Origin of the sequence: Aeromonas oralensis, assembly GCF_049665575.1 — a bacterium.
Taxonomy (GTDB): Bacteria; Pseudomonadota; Gammaproteobacteria; order Enterobacterales; family Aeromonadaceae; genus Aeromonas; species Aeromonas hydrophila.
In genome coordinates this window covers 931,189-949,764 of record NZ_CP187186.1, presented here as the reverse complement: position 1 = coordinate 949,764, position 18,576 = coordinate 931,189, and the positions used below count along the sequence as shown (strand labels likewise).

16 protein-coding genes and 1 pseudogene are annotated in these 18,576 nt (G+C 63.3%); 12 read left to right on the top strand and 5 right to left on the bottom strand.

Features of this window, described 5'->3' with window-relative positions; all coding sequences use genetic code 11:
* Window positions 1-79 precede the first annotated feature (79 nt).
* Window positions 80-322, top strand: coding sequence for a YheU family protein (locus tag ACPDZI_RS04660; RefSeq protein WP_024944378.1), 243 nt, complete (start codon window positions 80-82; stop codon window positions 320-322).
* Window positions 323-748: 426 nt separating this feature from the next.
* On the opposite strand, the gene ACPDZI_RS04655 is transcribed toward ACPDZI_RS04660, so the two are convergent.
* Window positions 749-2,095, bottom strand: coding sequence for a UDP-glucose dehydrogenase family protein (locus ACPDZI_RS04655; protein ID WP_045790506.1), 1,347 nt, complete (start codon window positions 2,093-2,095; stop codon window positions 749-751).
* A 220-nt stretch (window positions 2,096-2,315) separates the two neighbouring features.
* Between ACPDZI_RS04655 and arnB the strand changes: the two genes are divergently transcribed.
* The 9 genes and pseudogenes from arnB (at window position 2,316) to ACPDZI_RS04610 (ending at window position 11,411) form a co-directional block, all read left to right on the top strand.
* The gene (arnB, locus tag ACPDZI_RS04650) at window positions 2,316-3,452 is read left to right on the top strand and encodes a UDP-4-amino-4-deoxy-L-arabinose aminotransferase (RefSeq protein WP_263675441.1); all 1,137 of its coding nucleotides are present in this window, start codon (window positions 2,316-2,318) and stop codon (window positions 3,450-3,452) included.
* Window positions 3,453-3,458: 6 nt separating this feature from the next.
* On the top strand, window positions 3,459-4,439 hold the full coding sequence (arnC, locus tag ACPDZI_RS04645; protein ID WP_146062080.1) for an undecaprenyl-phosphate 4-deoxy-4-formamido-L-arabinose transferase: 981 nt from the start codon (window positions 3,459-3,461) through the stop codon (window positions 4,437-4,439).
* Entirely contained in the window at window positions 4,436-6,427 is a 1,992-nt protein-coding gene (gene arnA, locus ACPDZI_RS04640) for a bifunctional UDP-4-amino-4-deoxy-L-arabinose formyltransferase/UDP-glucuronic acid oxidase ArnA (RefSeq protein ID WP_438834099.1), read from the top strand. The genes arnC and arnA overlap by 4 nt, the downstream gene beginning before the upstream one ends.
* Window positions 6,420-7,320, top strand: a pseudogene (gene arnD / locus ACPDZI_RS04635) (4-deoxy-4-formamido-L-arabinose-phosphoundecaprenol deformylase). Before arnA ends, arnD begins: the two are co-directional and overlap by 8 nt.
* Window positions 7,321-7,389: 69 nt before the next feature.
* On the top strand, window positions 7,390-9,033 hold the full coding sequence (gene arnT / locus ACPDZI_RS04630) for a lipid IV(A) 4-amino-4-deoxy-L-arabinosyltransferase (protein ID WP_411637669.1): 1,644 nt from the start codon (window positions 7,390-7,392) through the stop codon (window positions 9,031-9,033).
* On the top strand, window positions 9,033-9,377 hold the full coding sequence (locus ACPDZI_RS04625; RefSeq protein ID WP_323967629.1) for an EamA family transporter: 345 nt from the start codon (window positions 9,033-9,035) through the stop codon (window positions 9,375-9,377). Before arnT ends, ACPDZI_RS04625 begins: the two co-directional genes overlap by 1 nt.
* Window positions 9,374-9,820 (top strand): 4-amino-4-deoxy-L-arabinose-phosphoundecaprenol flippase subunit ArnF, encoded by a 447-nt coding sequence (gene arnF, locus ACPDZI_RS04620; protein ID WP_438834098.1) that lies wholly within the window; start codon window positions 9,374-9,376, stop codon window positions 9,818-9,820. The genes ACPDZI_RS04625 and arnF overlap by 4 nt, the downstream gene beginning before the upstream one ends.
* Before the next feature lie 175 nt (window positions 9,821-9,995).
* On the top strand, window positions 9,996-10,865 hold the full coding sequence (locus tag ACPDZI_RS04615; protein WP_011704920.1) for a phosphoribulokinase: 870 nt from the start codon (window positions 9,996-9,998) through the stop codon (window positions 10,863-10,865).
* Between the two features lie 15 nt (window positions 10,866-10,880).
* A complete protein-coding gene (locus ACPDZI_RS04610; RefSeq protein WP_438834554.1) occupies window positions 10,881-11,411 on the top strand; it encodes a DUF4136 domain-containing protein in 531 nt (176 codons plus the stop codon).
* Between the two features lie 57 nt (window positions 11,412-11,468).
* On the opposite strand, the gene ACPDZI_RS04605 is transcribed toward ACPDZI_RS04610, so the two are convergent.
* Window positions 11,469-11,765 (bottom strand): MliC family protein, encoded by a 297-nt coding sequence (locus tag ACPDZI_RS04605; RefSeq protein WP_011704918.1) that lies wholly within the window; start codon window positions 11,763-11,765, stop codon window positions 11,469-11,471.
* Window positions 11,766-11,814: 49 nt separating this feature from the next.
* A complete protein-coding gene (locus tag ACPDZI_RS04600; protein WP_016349708.1) occupies window positions 11,815-12,219 on the bottom strand; it encodes an OsmC family protein in 405 nt (134 codons plus the stop codon).
* A gap of 311 nt (window positions 12,220-12,530) precedes the next feature.
* Between ACPDZI_RS04600 and crp the strand changes: the two genes are divergently transcribed.
* Window positions 12,531-13,169: a cAMP-activated global transcriptional regulator CRP gene (gene crp, locus ACPDZI_RS04595; RefSeq protein WP_011704916.1), complete on the top strand. Its 639-nt coding sequence runs from the start codon at window positions 12,531-12,533 to the stop codon at window positions 13,167-13,169.
* Window positions 13,170-13,295: 126 nt separating this feature from the next.
* Window positions 13,296-14,096, top strand: coding sequence for a putative RNA methyltransferase (locus ACPDZI_RS04590; RefSeq protein WP_438834097.1), 801 nt, complete (start codon window positions 13,296-13,298; stop codon window positions 14,094-14,096).
* A 57-nt stretch (window positions 14,097-14,153) separates the two neighbouring features.
* On the opposite strand, the gene ACPDZI_RS04585 is transcribed toward ACPDZI_RS04590, so the two are convergent.
* A complete protein-coding gene (locus tag ACPDZI_RS04585) occupies window positions 14,154-16,076 on the bottom strand; it encodes a glycoside hydrolase family 19 protein (RefSeq protein WP_438834096.1) in 1,923 nt (640 codons plus the stop codon).
* Between the two features lie 83 nt (window positions 16,077-16,159).
* Entirely contained in the window at window positions 16,160-18,538 is a 2,379-nt protein-coding gene (locus ACPDZI_RS04580) for a M66 family metalloprotease (protein ID WP_438834095.1), read from the bottom strand.
* Window positions 18,539-18,576: the final 38 nt, after the last annotated feature.

The window sequence follows — 18,576 nt, the reverse complement described above, 5'->3', positions numbered from 1 at the left end:
GCTTGCTGCCATATAAATCCCTTGCGCTTGCTGCCGACAGATAGACAATACCCGCTCTCTGGTAACGGAAGATGAAACCATGATTATCCCCTGGCAAGAGCTGGATGCAGACACCCTCAACAACCTGCTCGAACACTTCGTGCTGCAAGAGGGAACCGAGTACGGCGAACATGATGTCAGTCTGGCCGACAAGGTCGCCGATGTCAGGACACAGCTGCAGCAGGGGCTGGCCGTGATCGTTTACAGCGAGCTGCACGAAAGCGTGAACATAGTGCCCAAGGCGACACTCGACCGGGCTCAGATGGACGATATACCGGAATAGCCGGCCCATTGCCATCCCGATCTGGGTCTTGCCAGCCGGGCCGACACGTTGGCGGCACGCACCCGACAGTTCCCGCCGGGCTGGCGCGTCCCTTTCAGAAAATAAAAATGGCCCTCCGAACTTGCGGAGGGCCATTTTTATTTTGATCAGCGTGATAGGGCCGGATGTTATGCATTGATTGGTGCCCCGCGGCAATATGCTGCGGGGAAATAGGCCATATCAATACCGGTTTAATTAATAGTGGCGGCCACGCAGAGAGCCTGGCCATAGCGGTAATATAAAATCAATAAAGTGAATCAGCTCACAATATTAAATAAATATGACAACGACGCTCACCAACAATAGTGACGAAAATAGTCTTGTTCAGCGTGAAAGATACCGTACAGCCATTGCACTGAAACATGGCGGCAGCGTGGCATGGTCTTTTTATTTCATTACCGATTCACCCCGCCCAATGGCGTAGTAATGAAAACCATGATCTCTCATCCGGCCCGGATCAAACAGGTTGCGGCCATCGACGATCAGCGGATAACGCAACGCCTGCTTGATGGCGGCAAAATTAGGGGCCTTGAAGTGGTTCCACTCTGTGCAGATCACCAGGGCATCCGCACCAAACAGCGCCGCCTCCTTGGTGCCCATCAACCGCAGCTTGTCACAGTTGCCATAGATCTGCTGGGCCTCCTGCATCGCCTCGGGATCGTAGGCCTGCACAGTCGCCCCGGCCTGCCACAACGCCTCCATCAAGGCCCGGCTCGGCGCCTCCCGCATGTCGTCGGTGTTGGGCTTGAACGCCAACCCCCACAGGGCGATGGTCTTGCCGGCCAGGCTCTCCCCTTCGGCGCAGAAGAACGCTGACAACAGCTGAAACAGCCGCGATTTTTGCAATTCATTGACTCGCTCCACCGCCCGGATCAGCGGCGTGTCGTACTCCAGCTCCTGGGCCGTGGCCAGCAAGGCTTTGACATCCTTGGGAAAACAGGAGCCGCCATAGCCGCAACCCGGGTAGATGAACTGATAGCCGATGCGCTGATCCGAGCCTATCCCCTGGCGCACCATCTCGATATCGGCGCCGACCCGCTCGGCCAGCCCGGCCATCTCGTTGATGAAGCTTATCTTGGTGGCCAGCATGCAGTTGGCAGCGTACTTGGTCAGCTCGGCGCTGCGCACATCCATGAACAGGATGCGATCGTGGTTGCGGTTGAACGGCTCGTAGAGCTCGCGCATCAGCTGGCGTGAGGCCTCGTTGGCGGTGCCCACCACGATGCGATCCGGCCGCAGGCAATCCTGGATGGCGGAGCCCTCTTTCAGAAATTCGGGGTTGGAGACCACGTCGAAGGAAAAGGACTGATCCCGCTGCTGCAGGATGGCGTTGACCCTGGCGGTCACCTTGTCGGCGGTGCCCACCGGCACGGTCGACTTGTTGACGATGATGACGGGCCGATCGCGATACTGGGCGATGGTCTCGGCCACCGTCAGCACGTGGCTCAGATCGGCGGAACCATCTTCCCCCGGTGGCGTGCCTACTGCCAGAAACTGCACATCGCCGTGCTTGACGGCCAGTACGGCGTCCGTGGTGAACACCAGGGAGCCGCTCTTGATGTTGCGCTGCAGCAGGGATTCGAGACCGGGTTCATAGATGGGCACCTGGCCATCCATCAGGGCTGCCACCTTCTGTTCATCGACATCGACACAGATCACCTGATGACCGACGTCAGCCAGTACGGTGGCCTGAACCAGGCCCACGTAGCCACTTCCAAATACAGTAATGTTCATATTGATACAACCAAAATGTCAGAGAAAATGTAATTTGGAAAAACAAGAGTTTGGGGGGTTATAAATATTTATCACATTACCTAAGATGACCGCACCAGTTAATTGTTACCAGCTGTTTCTGGACCATTGCAGGCCCGCTTTTATATCCGTATGTTGAGTAAAACAGTTTGGGGGAGCCCAATTTAATGGGCGCTGATTAATATTCTTCGTTGGATCTCTTATGCAAGATTTTCTGCCATTTTCGAGGCCCGCCATCGGTGATGCCGAGATAAGTGCTGTCTGTGACGTATTGAAATCGGGCTGGATCACCACAGGCCCGAAGAATCATGAACTGGAACAGCAATTCTGCGACACATTCGGCTGCCAGCACGCGGTCGCACTCTGCTCCGCCACCGCCGGCATGCACGTCACTCTGCTGGCGCTGGGCATAGGCCCGGGAGATGAGGTGATCACCCCCTCCCAGACCTGGGTCTCCACCATCAACATCATCACCCTGCTGGGGGCCGAGCCAGTCTTCGTCGACGTGGACCCGGATACCCTGATGACCAGCGCCGAGCTGATCGCGCCGCTCATCACCGCCAGGACCAAAGCCATCATCCCGGTCCACTACGCCGGCGCCCCGGTCGACCTGGATCCGATCCTGGCACTGGCCGGCCAACACGGCATACCGGTCATCGAGGATGCCGCCCACGCGGTCGGCACCCGCTACCGGGAGCGCTGGATCGGCGCCAGCGGCACTGCCATCTTCTCCTTCCACGCCATCAAGAACCTGACCTGCGCCGAAGGGGGCATGCTGGTGACCGACGACAAGGCGCTGGCGGACAAGGTACGGATGCTCAAATTCCACGGCCTGGGGGTGGATGCCTTTGATCGCATGAGCCTGGGCCGCAAGCCGCAGGCGGAGGTGATCACCCCGGGCTTCAAATACAACCTGGCCGACATCAACGCCGCCATCGCCCTGGTGCAGCTGGCGCGCCTGCCCGAGCTCAACGCCAAGCGGGCCGAACTGGTGGCCCGCTATCAGGAGCGACTGGCCGGCCTGCCGCTGGCGCCGCTCGCCGTCCCCGACTACCCCCATCTGCACGCCTGGCACCTGTTCATGGTGCGAGTCGACCCGGATCGCTGCGGGCTCGACCGGGATCAGCTGATGCAGGCACTGCAGGAGCGCGGCATCGGTACCGGTCTGCACTTTCGGGCAGCCCATACCCAGAAATACTACCGCGAACGCTACCCGACCCTCAGCCTGCCTCATACCGAGTGGAACTCGTCACGCCTGTGCACCCTGCCACTCTTCCCGGACATGACGCTGGCCGACGTCGACCGAGTGGTCGCGGCCCTTATCGACATATTGGAGTAATGCAACGTGAACAACACTGACATCAAGCTGGTTTCGGTGGTCATCCCCGTCTACAACGAGGAGGCCAGCCTGCCCGCGCTGCTGAGCCGGGTCACCGCCGCCTGCGATCAGCTGTCACAGGATTACGAGGTGATCCTGATCGATGACGGCAGCCACGACGGCTCCACCGAGCTCATCAGAGACGCCGCCGCCGTTAAGGGCAGCAAGCTGGTCGGGGTGCTGCTCAACCGCAACTACGGCCAGCACGCCGCCATCATGGCCGGCTTCGAAACCGCCAAGGGGGATCTGGTGATCACCCTGGATGCGGACCTGCAGAACCCGCCGGAGGAGATCCCCCGCCTGGTGGAGGCCGCCATGCAGGGCTACGACGTGGTGGGCACCATGCGCCGCAACCGGCAGGACTCCTGGTTTCGCAAAACCGCCTCCAAGCTCATCAACAAGTCGGTGCAAAAAGCCACCGGTGTACACATGAGCGACTACGGCTGCATGCTGCGCGCCTACCGCCGTCACATCATCGACGCCATGCTCTGCTGCCAGGAGCGCAGCACCTTCATCCCCATCCTGGCCAACAGCTTCGCTCGCCGCACCATCGAGCTGGAAGTGGGCCACGCCGAGCGGGCCCACGGCGAGTCCAAATACGGGCTGATGCACCTCATCAACCTGATGTATGACCTGGTCACCTGCATGACCACCACCCCGCTGCGTCTGCTCAGCATCGTCGGCAGCGTGGTGGCGGGCATCGGCTTTACCTTCTCCATCCTGCTGATCCTGATGCGCCTCATTCTGGGCGCCGACTGGGCCGCCGATGGCGTCTTCACCCTCTTTGCCATTCTCTTCACCTTTGTCGGCGTGCAGCTGCTGGGCATGGGGCTGCTGGGAGAATACATAGGCCGCATGTACACCGACGTGCGCGCCCGTCCCCGCTACTTCATCCACCAGATCGTGCGCAGCGCCACCACCCCTTCGCAACAGGAAGCTGAACAATGAAAGTCGTCGTCTTTGCTTATCACGATATCGGTTGCACCGGCATCGAGGCCCTGCTCGAGGCAGGCTACGAGATCCAGGCCGTCTTCACCCACGCCGACGATCCGGGCGAGAACCGCTTCTTCGGCTCGGTCGCCCAGCTCTGCGCAGAGCACAACCTGCCGGTCTACTCCCCCGAGGACGTGAACCACCCGCTCTGGATTGAGCGCATTCGCGAGCTGGCGCCCCAGGCCCTCTTCTCCTTCTACTACCGCAACATGCTCAAGCAGGCAATCCTCGACATCCCGACCGTCGGCGCCTTCAACCTGCACGGCTCCCTGCTGCCCGCCTACCGCGGCCGCGCGCCCATCAACTGGTGTCTGGTCAACGGCGAGACCGAGACCGGCATCACCCTGCATCAGATGACAGCCAAGCCCGACGCCGGCGCCATTGTCGCCCAACAGGCGGTCACCATTGCCGACGACGACACCGCGCTGACCCTGCACGGCAAGGTGCGCCTCGCCGCCCGGAAACTGCTGGAGCAGGAGCTGCCCAAACTGCGCGCCGGCGACATCCGCCTCACCCCGCAGGATGAGAGCAAGGCCAGTTACTATGGCCGCCGCACCCCGGCCGATGGCGAACTGCACTGGCACCGCCCGGCCCGCGAACTGCACAACCTGGTGCGCGCCGTCACCCAACCCTACCCGGGCGCCTTCAGCTTCGCCGGTGACCGCAAGCTGACGGTGTGGAAGAGCCACTGGCTGACCCAGCAGAGCGACAAGCAGCCGGGCACAATCCTGAGCCAGGAGCCGCTGCGCATCGCCTGCGGTGAAGGGGTGCTGGAGATCGTGGCCGGTCAGGCCGAAGGCGGGCTCTATGTGCGCGGCGCCCAGCTGGCCCGCGAACTGGGGCTGGTCGAAGGGATGAAGATCGGCGCCAAGGCGAGCAATGCCCTGCGCAAGGCGCGGCTGACCCGGGTGCTGATCCTCGGCGTCAACGGCTTCATCGGCAACCACCTGACCGAGCGCCTGCTCCAGGATGGCGGCTACGAGGTGTATGGCCTCGACATCGGCTCCAGCGCGGTGGACCGCTTCATCGGTCACCCCAATTTCCACTTCGTGGAGGGGGACATCAGCATCCATACCGAGTGGATCGAGTATCACATCAAGAAGTGCGACGTGATCCTGCCGCTGGTGGCCATCGCCACCCCCATCGAGTACACCCGCAACCCGCTGCGCGTGTTCGAGCTCGACTTCGAGGAGAACCTCAAGATCGTCCGCTACTGCGTGAAGTACCACAAGCGCATCATCTTCCCCTCCACCTCCGAGGTGTACGGGATGTGCGACGATCACAGCTTCGATGAAGACAGCTCCCGCCTCATCGTCGGCCCCATCAACAAGCAGCGCTGGATCTACTCGGTCTCCAAGCAGTTGCTGGATCGGGTCATCTGGGCCTACGGCAAGAAAGAGGGGCTCAACTTTACACTGTTCCGTCCCTTCAACTGGATGGGGCCGCGTCTGGACAGCCTGGACTCCGCCCGCATCGGCAGCTCCCGCGCCATCACCCAGCTGATCCTCAACCTGGTGGACGGTACCCCGATCCAGCTGGTAGACGGCGGCGCCCAGAAGCGCTGCTTCACCGACATCAAGGACGGCATCGAGGCCCTGTTCCGCATCATCGAGAACAAGGAGAACCGCTGCGACGGCCAGATCATCAACATCGGCAACCCGGACAACGAGGCCAGCATCCAGCAGATGGCCGAGATCCTGCTCGCCAAGTTCGAGGCTCACCCGCTGCGCGACCAGTTCCCACCGTTTGCCGGCTTCAAACTGGTGGAGAGCAAATCTTTCTACGGTGACGGCTATCAGGATGTCTCCCACCGTCGGCCGAGCATCGCCAATGCCCGCCGCCTGCTGGACTGGGAACCGACCATCGAGATGGAAGAGACCATCGGCAACACCCTGGACTTCTTCCTGCAAGGGGCGGTCACCACGGGAGTCGAGCATGACTGAGGTAGGTCTGCGGATCGACGTCGATACCTTCAGGGGGACCCGTGACGGGGTGCCCCGCCTGCTGCAACTGCTCGACAAGCATCAGGTCAAGGGGAGCTTCTTCTTCTCGGTCGGACCGGACAACATGGGGCGCCACTTGTGGCGCCTGCTAAAACCCCGCTTTCTGCTCAAGATGCTGCGCTCCAACGCAGCATCCCTCTATGGGCTGGACATCCTGCTGGCCGGCACCGCCTGGCCCGGCAAGTCCATCGGCAAGCAGCTCGGCTCCCTGATGCGCGACACCGACAGCGCCCGTCACGAGGTGGGGCTACACGCCTGGGATCACCACGGCTGGCAAGCCAACACCGGCCCGCTGGGACGAAGCCGAACTCACTCGTCAGACCCGGCTCGGGGTGGATGCGCTCAACCAGATCCTGGGGCGCGAAGTCGATTGCTCCGCTGCCGCCGGCTGGCGCGCCGACCCGCTCACCACCCAGGCCAAGGAGCAGTTCGGCTTTCGCTACAACAGCGACTGTCGCGGCAGCGGCCTGTTCCGACCCCTGTTGCTGGATGGCAGCCCCGGCACCCCGCAGATCCCGGTCAACCTGCCCACCTTCGACGAAGTGGTGGGCCATCAGGTGACGGTCGACGGTTTCAACCGTTTCCTGCTGGATCAGCTGGCGACCCCGCCGGCCCAGAGCCCCCACGTCTACACCATCCACGCCGAAGTGGAAGGGATCGTGATGGCGGATCAGTTCGATGCCCTGCTCGGCGAAGCCAGGGCGCGCGGCATCCGCTTCGTGCCGCTTGGGGATCTGTTACCATCCGACCCGAGCACGCTGCCGACCGGCCGGCTGGTACGCGGCACCCTGCCCGGACGGGAAGGCTGGCTCGGCTGCAAGGCCGAGGCCTGAGATGAATGACGCCACCTCGGGTGGCAGGACTAACCATCGCGCTAATCACACCATGCAACAGAGGATGTCATGACGTTGACCAAGTGGGCCCTGCCCCTGTTCTTTCTCTTCTTTTACCTGCTGCCGCTCGACCAGCGGCCGCTCTGGAGCCCGGACGAGAACCGCTACGCCGAGATCAGCCGGGAGATGGTGAGCACCGGAGACTGGGTCGTCCCCCACTTCCTGGGCTTGCGCTACTTCGAGAAACCCATCGCCGGCTACTGGTTCAACAGCATCAGCCAGCAGCTGTTCGGTGACACCAACTTCGCCGTGCGCTTCGCCTCGGCTGCGGCCACCGGCCTCAGCGCCCTGCTGATCTGCTGGTTTGCCCTGCAGTTGTGGCAATGCCGGCGCAAGGCCTTCCTGACCGGGCTCATCTATCTGTCGCTGCTGATCGTCTACGGCATCGGCACCTACAGCGTGCTGGACGCCATGGTGACCCTCTGGCTCAACGCCGCCATGGTCAGCTTCTACATCATCCGCAAGGAGGGCTCCCTTGGCAGCCGGGTCGGTGGTTATCTGCTGTTCGGCCTCGCCTGCGGCATGGGTTTTCTCACCAAGGGCTTCATCGCCCTGGCGGTGCCCGTCGTGGTCATCGTGCCCTACGTCATCTATCAGCGCCGCCTGCTCGAACTGGTGCGCTTCGGGCCGCTGGCCATCCTGAGTGCGGTCCTGCTGGCCGCCCCCTGGGCCATCGCCGTGCACCTGCGCGAACCGGACTACTGGCACTACTTCTTCTGGATTGAACACATCCAGCGCTTCGCCGCCGACAACGCCCAGCACAAGGCGCCGTTCTGGTACTACCTGCCCATGGGGCTGCTCGGCACCCTGCCCTGGCTCGGCCTGCTGCCAGGCGCCCTGCGCAAGGGCTGGCAGGAGCGCAAGATGAGCCCGGAAACCCTCTACCTGCTGGCCTGGGTGATCCTGCCCCTGCTGTTCTTCAGCATTGCCAAGGGCAAGCTGCTCACCTACATCCTGCCCTGCTTCGCCCCGCTGGCCATGCTGATGGCCGCCAGCGCCGTCGACCTGCTCAAGGAGGGGAAAGAGCGGGCCTTCAAGGTCAATGCCTGGCTGAACGGCCTGTTCGGCCTCATCTGCCTGGTGGTGCTAGCCGTGCTGGCGTTTGCCCCCAGCCACGCCGTCTATGGCGAGGAGGATCAGGGTGCGCTGGCGGTGGCCATGGTCATCTTCGCCGGCTGGAGTCTGCTCGGCTTCCTCCAGTTGAAAGAGGTCAGTCGCCGCTGGACCCTGAGCGCGCTCTGCCCCATGGTGCTGGCTGTCGGCCTGCCCTGGGCGCTGCCGCAATCGCTAATCGACTCCAAGCTGCCGGAGCGCTTCATCGAGGCCAATCAGGCAGTGCTGATGAAGTCGGGCACTCTGCTGGCCAACGACGTCGGACTGGCCTCCTCCCTCGCCTGGGAAACCCAACGCAGCGAGATCAATCTGTTCGACAGCAAGGGCGAGGTACATTACGGCCTCGGCTACCCGGATGCGGCGGGGCGCTACGTGGCCCGCGCCGACTTCCCGGCCTGGCTGGAACAGGCGCGCAAGAATGGTCAGGTAGCCCTGCTGATGAAAACCGATCGCGACGGCAACACCGGGCCCGTGCCCCCCGCCGACGAGACCATCGTCAGCCACCGGCTGACCCTGCTCATCTACCACGGAGCCCAGTGATGGACATCCTGCTGCTGTTGCTGGTGTGCCTGCTGACCTGCAGCGGCCAGATGCTGCAAAAGCAGGCGGTCGTCAGCTGGCAGCACCGGCCCTGCAACCACTGGCAAAAGCTGCGCTCACCCTGGCTCATCGCCAGCGTGGCGGCACTCGGCTGCGGCATGCTGCTCTGGATCTACCTGCTGCAGCGGCTGCCGCTCGGCATGGCCTACCCCATGCTCAGCATCAATCTGGTGCTGGTGCTGGTGGGTTCCAGGCTGTTCTTTCACGAGCAGATCAGCTACCACAACTGGCTGGGGGTGGGGGCCATCATAGTGGGCGCCCTGCTGCTGGGGGGCTTGCTATGAGCGATGACCATCCGCAGGCGGGCCAACTACCGGCCAGCCCTGCAAGATCGGCGCTGAAGGGGTATCTCTACGTGCTCAGCAGCATCTTGCTGGTGACGGCGGCCCAGCTTGGCATGAAGTGGGGGGTGATCCAGCTGCCGACCTGGCAGATGGATCTTGCCGTGATGCTGGCTCACCCGCTGCCGCTGCTGGTGATCCTGGCCGGGGTCGGCTGCTACGCCCTGTCGCTGCTCTGCTGGCTGGCGGCGCTGCACTCCACCCCGCTCAACATAGCCTACCCCCTGCTCAGCACCAGCTATGCGCTGGTCTACCTGCTGGCGGTCAACATCCCCCTCTTCGCCGAGCCGCTGGAGCCCGGCAAGGCGCTCGGGGTGCTGTTCATCCTGCTGGGGGCCGTGCTGGTGGGGATCAAACCTGCGGCCGGCAACAAGCAGGCCGGCTAGTTTTTCTCTTTGTTTATCGCAAGGGCTGCCACGGCAGCCTTTTTTTGCATCTGCCGCCGGTGCAGGCACGCTGGCACGCCCGCGAAGCAGTTGCGCGGTTGTACTGTCAGGTCGCACACTTGACCGCACTCGGAACATGCCTTTATAACGGAACTCCCAAGGAAGAGAGAATTCTATGTCGGCAAAGCATCCCATCATTGCGGTTACCGGTTCGTCCGGGGCCGGCACCTCCACCTCTACCAACGCCTTTCGCTCCATGTTTCATCAGCTCGGTTATCAGGCGGCCGTGGTGGAAGGGGACAGTTTTCATCGCTACACCCGCCCGGAAATGGACGTGGCGATCCGCAAGGCGCGCGAACAGGGGCGCCACATCAGCTATTTCGGCCCCGAGGCCAACGACTTCGGCCTGCTGGAGAGCTTCTTTCAGGAGTACGGCCAGAACGGCAGCGGCCAGTATCGCCGCTACCTGCACAGCTTCGACGAGGCGGTGCCCTTCAACCAGATGCCGGGCACCTTCACCCCCTGGCAGAACCTGCCGAGCGACACCGACCTGCTGTTCTATGAGGGGCTGCACGGCGGCGTGGTCACCGATGAGCACAACGTGGCCCGCCACGTGGACTTCCTCATCGGGGTGGTGCCCATCGTCAACCTGGAGTGGATCCAGAAGCTCATTCGCGACACCTCGGAACGCGGCCATTCCCGCGAGGCGGTCACCGACTCCATCGTTCGCTCCATGGACGACTACATCAACTTCATCACCCCCCAGTTCTCCCGCACCCACATCAACTTCCAGCGGGTGCCGACCGTGGATACCTCCAACCCCTTCAGTGCCAAGGTGATCCCGAGTCTGGACGAGAGTATGCTGGTGATACGGTTTCGCGGCATCAAGCAGGTGGATTTCCCCTACCTGCTGTCGATGATCGACGGATCCTTCATGTCACGGATGAACACCATCGTAGTGCCGGGCGGCAAGATGGGCTTCGCGATGGAGCTGATCCTGCGCCCGTTGATCCAGCAACTGATTGAAACCGGCAAGATCACCTGAGCCAAGGAGCTGATGATGCGGTTAGCGTTTATCTCTGTGGGATTGGCCGCCCTGCTGGGTGGCTGCAGCAGCGGCCCGGCCGCGCCGACCCTGGAAGCGGGCACCATGGTGGTGCGTCCGGCGACCAGCTGGCCTTTCGGGGCGACGCCGCGCTATGCGCTGGCCGAGCAGTTCCAGTATGCCGGCGACAGCGCCGAGGGGTGGCTGGAGCCGGTGCAACAGACGGTCAATCAGGAGCTGGCGCGCAAGGGGTGGCAGAGCGTGCCCCTCGACGAGGCCGATGTGTGGGTCGCCATCGGGGTGGCTGGCAGCCAGGATCTGAGCGATGGCGAGATCTTCGCCCGCCTCGGCATGACGCCGGGGCTGCAGGCCAAGGCCGATGCCCGCAAGGGTACCCTGGCCATCGTGCTGCTCGACCGGCGCACCCAGCAGGCGGTGTGGAGCAGCGCCATCTCCCTGGCCAGCGACGTGGCCATCGCCGAAGGGGAGCGTCAGCAGCTGAGCCAGCAACTGGCCGCCAAGATGCTCAACGCCCTGCCGCACTGACCCCCAATATGCAAAACGGCCTGCATTGAGCAGGCCGTTGTCATCACACCATGACGATCACTTGCGCTGGCAAGTCAGCAGGGTTACCCCTTTCTGGCTGAGGATGGCCTGCTTCTCCTGATTCCAGAAGGTGGTCACTCCGTCAGAATACTTGGCACCGGACTCCGCCTCGACCCGGCCCAGCTTGTGATAGACCCCGGCATAGGGGAACTGCACCATGTCGGCCTGGGCATCATAGGTCACGGCCAGCAGCTCCTCACCGCACTGATACTGGCTGTACTGGTACTGGGTCGGTTGCGGCATGCTGCAGGCCGCCAGCCCCAGCAGGGGGAGTAACGCTATCATCTTTTTCATTGCACTTTCCTTATGTCATGGTGTTATTCGATCGGCTTTGCCACTGCTATCAGGCTTCAAGAATTTGATAACTATGGGTAATTTCTACCGCTTTTTCCAACATCAGGGAAACTGAACAATATTTTTCCATCGACAGATCCACCGCGCGGGCCACCTGCTTTTCGGCCAGCCCCTTGCCGGTCACCACGAAGTGGAGGTGGATCTTCTCGAATACCCGCGGCACCGAGTCAGCCCGCTCACCGGCCAGCTCCACATGGCAGGCGGTCACGGATTGACGCGCCTTCTCCAGGATGGAGACCACGTCGATCGAGCTGCAACCGCCCACCGCCAGCAGGATCATCTCCATCGGGCTGGCACCTTCGCCGGGGTTGGCTCCGTCCAGGATCACCTTGTGACCGGACTCACTCTCACCCACAAACTGCATGCCTTCCACCCAGCTGACCTTGGCTTTCATTTCACATTTCCTCTTGATGACGACAGATCTGACTGACATAGCATACCGCAGACGACGCGACAGCGGCACATATCCACCATTTTCACGAACTTCCTGACTAACTAGATCAAAATCAACATCTGATGCCCCCATCTTCCCTACAATGGCGAACGGAACGCAGCAGGGGTTGCAAGGGGAGCTGGCAAAAGCCCTCAAAGCCTTGTCAGCACAGACAAAGGCTCTTATCCTACTGCGACTAATACAAGGAATGGCAAGGTTGGCAGCTTGCCCGGACGCACGAGTCCATAAAAAGACACTACAGAGGAATTCTCATGGTCATTGGCAAACCGCAAAGCGATCCCACCCTGGAATGGTTCTTGTCGCACTGCCACATTCATAAGTATCCCGCCAAGAGCACCCTGATCCACGCGGGTGAGAAAGCGGAAACCCTCTACTACATCGTCAAGGGCACTGTGGCCGTCTTGATCAAGGACGATGAAGGCAAGGAGATGATCCTCTCCTATCTGAACCAGGGCGACTTCCTGGGCGAGATGGGGATGTTCGAGGAGAGCGAAAACCCGGAGCGTTCCGCCTGGGTGCGTGCCAAAGGTTCCTGTGAAGTGGCCGAGATCTCCTACAAGAAGTTCCGCCAGCTGATCCAGGTCAACCCGGAAATCCTGATGCGCCTCTCCGGCCAGATGGCGGCCCGCCTGCAGCACACCAGCCAGAAAGTCGGCAACCTCGCCTTCCTGGACGTGACCGGCCGGATCGCCCAGACCCTGCTGAACCTGGCCAAGCAGCCGGATGCCATGACCCACCCGGATGGCATGCAGATCAAGATCACCCGTCAGGAGATAGGCCAGATCGTCGGCTGCTCCCGTGAAACCGTCGGCCGGATCCTCAAGATGCTCGAAGAGCAGGAGCTGATCTCCGCCCACGGCAAGACCATAGTGGTGTTTGGCACTCGCTGATCCTCGCTACTGGCGGCCCCGCACTGGGTCGCCGGATAAAAAAGGCTGCCACGGCAGCCTTTTCTGATCGTCTCCCCTATAATCCCGAACGCCCCTGCCGTCATGGCCTTCGCCAAGAGAAATCCTATGCACCTGCAATGCCCTATCTGTCGCAGCCCGCTGCAACTTCATGAAGCCTCCCGCGGGGTCTACTGCGCCAACAAGCACCACTTTGATCCCGCGCCGGAAGGCTATCTGGATCTCATCCCCGGCAAGAAGAACCCCAAGGACAGCGACAGCCGCGCCCTGATGCGCGCCAAACGCCACTTCCTCGAGCAGGGCCACCAGCTGCCGCTGGTCGAGGCGATGGCCAGCCTGCTTGCCCCCCTCGAACCGCGCGAGCTGATCCACCTGGGCTGTGGCGAGGGTTACTACTGCCGGACCCTGGCCGAGCGCCTGCCGGGCTGGCAATTTGCCGGCGTCGACATCGCCAAGAACACCATCTTTGCCGCCAACAAGGCGCAGCCGGACGCTCAGTTCATCATCGCCGATCCGGCCCGCGCGCCGATCCTGCCGGGCACGGCCCAGCTGCTGCTGGTCAACGATCTCAAGGTCAAGACCGAACAGCTGGTCAGCTGGCTGGCACCGGGCGGCTACCTGCTCTACCTGCAGCCGGGCCCCCGCCACCAGTGGCAGCTGAGGGTCAGCCTCAACCCGGTCAGCATGGAGCACCCGCTGAGCTGGCCGAGCCTGGCCGGCCTCAACCCCATGAGTCAGCTGCGCTGCCAGTTCAGCATGCAGATGGACCAGGGGCTGCGCAGCTTCATCCTGGAGACCAGCCGCCTCGGCTGGCGCGCCAGCGGTGAGCAGCGCCACGCCTTCAGCCATCAAGGGCCGGACGAGCTGGAGCAGGATCTGCTGCTGAGCCTGTGGCAAAAGCCGCTGTGAGCGCTCACCCCATGAAAAAAGGCCCTGACGGGCCTTTTTTATTGCGCGGATATGCCGTTACAGCTTGATCCAGGCATCGCTCCAGGCCGTGCCCTTGCCGGGCTCATAGGCCCAGGCTGCGCCGGCACACCAGCCGGTGTAGGGATGGGGCTTGCACTGGTAGTTGCCGCCCAGGTTGCTCACCTTGTCACCGGCCTTGTAAGCAGTGCCCTCCTTGTAGGGCGGGTTGCCATCCGGCGGCGTGGTACCGCCGCTGCCCTTGATCAGGATCTCGTGGGTGGCGCTGCGGCTCAGCCCCTTGTCGTCGGTCACCTTTAGCACGAAGCCGTAGCGGGTGTCGCTGGTCGGGGTCGGCGGCAGGATGGCGCTCAGGGTGGACTGCGTCAGATCCGAGGCGCTGGCCCCGGCAGGCAGGGTCCAGGCGTAGCTGAGGGGCTTGCCTTCCGGATCGCTCGAGCCCTGGCCGGAGAGCAGCACGGTGGCGCCGCCCAGCGCCTCGCTCGGGCCGCTGATGCTGGCCACCGGCGGCAGGTTGGTGCCACCACCGTTGTCCTCGATCACCACCTCGGGGAAGAAGTGCTGCACGCAGCGGCTGTAGTCACGCTCCTTGAAGGCGCTGAAACGGGTCTGGTAGCCCACCAGCTTGCAGGCGTAGCTCTTGCCACCGTTGGGGTTGCCCGGCACATAGCTCCAGTCGTTCTCCCAGTAGATGGGCAGGGCGCCGGCGCCGGCCTCGTCAAAGACCTTCATATTCTTGCAACCGAGCACCTCGTCGGCGGGCACCGGCACCCCCAGATACTGGGCCTGGGCCTGGTAGTAGGTGATCCGGTTCTGGGACTGGGCATGCTCGGCTGCACCGCCGCACTCCACCCCGCCGTTGATGATCTGGGTGGTCACCCCGAAGCCCGGCACCAGGCCGTTCTGCCGGTCGTGGGCGTTGGGCTGCCAGGTGCCGTCGATCACGTGCAGCATGGAGGGCTTGGGCGGCTGCGGATAGACGAAGAAGAACACGGCGCTGGCCAGGTTGAGCCAGGTGTCTGCCACTTTCTCCGGGTTGTCCAGCAGGGTGCGCACAGTGCCGAACATTGCCTCGGAGAAGGGGCCGTAGTTGTAGTTGTACGACAGCTGCTTGGCGCCACGACCGAAGTAGCTCTTGAACTCGCCGTTGTCGAACTTGCCGCACGGCCACTGCTGACCCTGCCACACATCCGGCCGGCACTCGGCGTTGTAGCCGCCGCGCATCTGCTCGGTCCAGCCCATCTCCCGCACCCACACCAGCCCCTGGCGCCACTCGGGCTCGGGGCGCCAGCTCTCGTGGCCGCCGGTCTCCTGGGCGAAGTGGGCAAACATGGTGGCCAGCGACTTGCGGCAGATGGCCTCGGCGTTGCGCCCGTCGCTGTAGTCGCCGCAGAAGGCCGGGAACTTGGCCACCGCCTGCAGGAAACCGCGATAGGTGTACTCCGGCGCCCGCAGCGGGAACAGGAAGTTGAACTGCGACTCGCTGAGCAGCCCTTCCACCAGCTTGACGTTGGCAGGGTTGAGCGGCAGGCCGGGGGCCACCGCCTCGACCACGGCGTTGTCGCGGGTGGCGATGGAAGCCTTGACCGCCATCATGGCCGGGAAGTCGGTGAGCGCATGCTCCTTGGCATCCAGCTCACTCTGGCTCAGGTAGACGGTGCTGCCGTCAGCGGCGCCGCTGCCTCCCTGCGCGGGCGGGGCAATGCCCTCCCCGTCACCCGGTGGCGTCACCTCGCCCGCCCCCAGCAGGGCCCACGGAGAATCCCACTCGTTGGCGACCTGCACGCCTGGGCTCTGGCCCGGATTGGCATACCACTTGGCCTCGTAGATCTGACCGTTGAAACTGACCTGGCTGCCGCCGCCATAGCCCTGATTGATGTCATAGGCGCTGGCGGCCCACAGCTGACCGCTCAGACAGAGCCCGGCCAGCAGGGTGGCCACAGAGGACTTTCTTGTCATCATATTTACCTCTTGCTTGATGAAAGGCGGGGCTTGGCCCCCGCCAGTGGCACCTCGCATTGCGCGAGGAGAAAGGAGAAAAACACTCAGCGCGCCGCCAGCGGCATGCCGTTGACCGTGTAGCCAAGCCCGGCCGGGGCCGGAGCAAGCTGGGCCTCGGCCTGTGACTGGTTGCGGCACAGCACGCTGGCGCTGCGCGGCTCGCTCGCAGTCGGCACGTTGACGTGGAACTTGTTCATCACGCTGGCGCTCAGCCGGTGATTGGCCAGCTTGAAGCGCAGCAGGCCGTCGCGGGTCTCCACCTGCAGCTGGCAGTCACTGTTGCCGAGCCGCTCGCCGTCATCGCCATAGGCAAAGCCGTAGGCGCCGTGCAGGGCCGGATAGAGGTAGCTCGGCAGCAGCCCCTGCGGGTCGTAGTAACCGACCAGGGTGGTCACCGGCACGCCGAAGGCGGCCGGCTTGCGATCTACCGCCAGATCCGTCGGCGCGCCCTCGTTCCAGCGGCTGCCGTCGGAGCGGTAGCTCTTCTTGAAGCCGCGCGAGACGGTGATCTGCTGGCCGTTGATGAAGAGGGTGCTGTTGTAGCCGGCGTTGTGGTCGATGCTGACGATGCGGCCGCGATTCACCGCCGAGGCGGCCGGCAGCTGGATGTTGCGGGTCCAGTTGCCATCCCACATGGCCACCTTGACCAGATCGTACTCGGCCAGCAGGGCGGCCAGCTTGACCTCCCCCAGATCGCTCACCGGCGCGGTGATCTGCTCGGCGAGGTCGACCCGGTGGCGGTAGGACTCCATTCTGGCCTGGCTTTCATTCCACTTGCTGAAGCCGGTGGGGGACGCTGCATCGAACACTGCCTTGCTCTCGAGGAAGCGCTGGATGATGGCGGCCGAGTTGGGGGTGTAGAGAGTGAAGCGGTTGAAGCCGGAGAGCGGCTCGCCGCCGGCCATGGCGTCGAAACCGAACTTGCGGCCGTCAAACGGCGCCTGGCACTGACCGTCGAGGCAGGCGCTCTGGCCGCTGCGGCTCGCAAAGAAGTTGGGGATGAAGCGATTCTTGTCGCCATCCCAGCCCCAGGTGGCATTGATCTGATCGGCGCTGCGGTGCACCGAGCCGGCAAAGCCGCCCACATAGTGGCCAAGACCGTAGTTGTGGCCCACCTCGTGGCTGAACTCGTTGCCAAGGGAGGCGTCCAGGGTGACGATGCCGCCCCCGCCGGAGCCGCCATGCACCTGCACCCCGTTGGCGTACTTGCCGCGGCTGTTGTGGGCCGCCAGCTGGGCCACCACGTAGGGATGGCTGTTCTCCCCCTCCCCGGCGGTGCTGTTGATGCCGTAGTTGGCATTGTCGATGCCAAGGGAGATGAGCTCCTTGCCGATACGCTGGCGCATGGTGCCACCGTGCCAGCCCCCCTCGCTCGGATCAAAGTCGGTGAGCAGGGTGCCATCCGGCAGCATCACCTCCGGCAGCGACAGCGGCGCATACTGACTGACGATGAGCCGACTGGCGGGAATGGTCTGGAAGTACTCCCGCTGGGCTTCTTTATCTTTGGCAAAGGCGAACTGGTCGCGCGGTGTGGTCAGCATGCCGATGTCGATGGTGTGAATCAGCAGCTCCCCCGGCGCCCCCACCTTGAGGTCGGTCAGCTCGCCGCTCAGATCTCCCTGGCTCAGGCGCAGGGTGAGGCCGGGCATGATCCACTCGGCCGGCAGCACGGCGCTCCAGGCATCGCTGGCATAGGTGATGCCGTTGTTTTCCAGCTCGCCATCGCGGATCCACTGGCCGCGCACGAACTTGAACTGCTGGCTCTGGCCACGGGAGAGGGTCACCTGACGGCCGCTGAAATAGACGGTGGAGTTGTAGCCGGCATTGGAGGCGAGGCGCACCATCTTGCCCTCCAGACTTGCGTCGCGCGGCAGGTGGATGTCGCGCACCCAGCGGCCGTCGGCGGTCTGGATGGTGACCAGGGCATGAGGCTGCAACTTGCCGAGCAGGAAGGCGCCGCTCGGGTCGCTCAACCTGGCCAGCTCGCTGCTGCTGTTGATGACGGTACTGGTGCCGGGGCCCGGGGTGAAGTCGACCCCCTCCTCCGGCGTTCCTTCCAGGTAGTAGGCGGTCTTGGGCAGACGGGAGGGCGGATCCAGCGTGAGACTGCCGAGCAGCTTGCCGGCGCCGTCGCGGGCCTCGAGCGCCAGCGGCGTCTGGTTACCGGCCTGCAGCGGGCGCACCAGCAGCAGGCTTTTGCGCAGGGCGGTGAGGCGGGGCTGGTTGTCCCCCTCCCGCGGGTGGGCGGGCAGGATCTGGCTCTGGGCAAACTGGACACCGGCCAGCAGCGATCCCTGCAGATCGTTCTGCGGCCGGGTGGCGTCAAAGACCAGCGGAGTGGGTGGCTGTACGGCGGCCAGCAGCGGGCCGCTTGCCAGGGCTGCGCCGATCAGGCAGGCAAGACGTGTGGTGCATGTGGTCATGGCGGTGCTCTTTGCTGTTATGGGGAAAAAAGGGGCAT

Excerpts from the sequence above, each read along its gene's own strand:
- ACPDZI_RS04610 (WP_438834554.1), top strand. The coding sequence starts at position 10,881 with ATGCGGTTAGCGTTTATCTCTGTGGGATTGGCCGCCCTGCTGGGTGGC.
- ACPDZI_RS04600 (WP_016349708.1), bottom strand. The coding sequence starts at position 12,219 with ATGAAAGCCAAGGTCAGCTGGGTGGAAGGCATGCAGTTTGTGGGTGAG.
- ACPDZI_RS04590 (WP_438834097.1), top strand. The coding sequence starts at position 13,296 with ATGCACCTGCAATGCCCTATCTGTCGCAGCCCGCTGCAACTTCATGAA.
- ACPDZI_RS04605 (WP_011704918.1), bottom strand. The coding sequence starts at position 11,765 with ATGAAAAAGATGATAGCGTTACTCCCCCTGCTGGGGCTGGCGGCCTGC.
- ACPDZI_RS04655 (WP_045790506.1), bottom strand. The coding sequence starts at position 2,095 with ATGAACATTACTGTATTTGGAAGTGGCTACGTGGGCCTGGTTCAGGCC.
- arnT (WP_411637669.1), top strand. The coding sequence starts at position 7,390 with ATGACGTTGACCAAGTGGGCCCTGCCCCTGTTCTTTCTCTTCTTTTAC.
- arnA (WP_438834099.1), top strand. The coding sequence starts at position 4,436 with ATGAAAGTCGTCGTCTTTGCTTATCACGATATCGGTTGCACCGGCATC.
- ACPDZI_RS04580 (WP_438834095.1), bottom strand. The coding sequence starts at position 18,538 with ATGACCACATGCACCACACGTCTTGCCTGCCTGATCGGCGCAGCCCTG.
- ACPDZI_RS04625 (WP_323967629.1), top strand. The coding sequence starts at position 9,033 with ATGGACATCCTGCTGCTGTTGCTGGTGTGCCTGCTGACCTGCAGCGGC.
- arnF (WP_438834098.1), top strand. The coding sequence starts at position 9,374 with ATGAGCGATGACCATCCGCAGGCGGGCCAACTACCGGCCAGCCCTGCA.
- ACPDZI_RS04615 (WP_011704920.1), top strand. The coding sequence starts at position 9,996 with ATGTCGGCAAAGCATCCCATCATTGCGGTTACCGGTTCGTCCGGGGCC.
- crp (WP_011704916.1), top strand. The coding sequence starts at position 12,531 with ATGGTCATTGGCAAACCGCAAAGCGATCCCACCCTGGAATGGTTCTTG.
- ACPDZI_RS04660 (WP_024944378.1), top strand. The coding sequence starts at position 80 with ATGATTATCCCCTGGCAAGAGCTGGATGCAGACACCCTCAACAACCTG.
- arnB (WP_263675441.1), top strand. The coding sequence starts at position 2,316 with ATGCAAGATTTTCTGCCATTTTCGAGGCCCGCCATCGGTGATGCCGAG.
- ACPDZI_RS04585 (WP_438834096.1), bottom strand. The coding sequence starts at position 16,076 with ATGATGACAAGAAAGTCCTCTGTGGCCACCCTGCTGGCCGGGCTCTGT.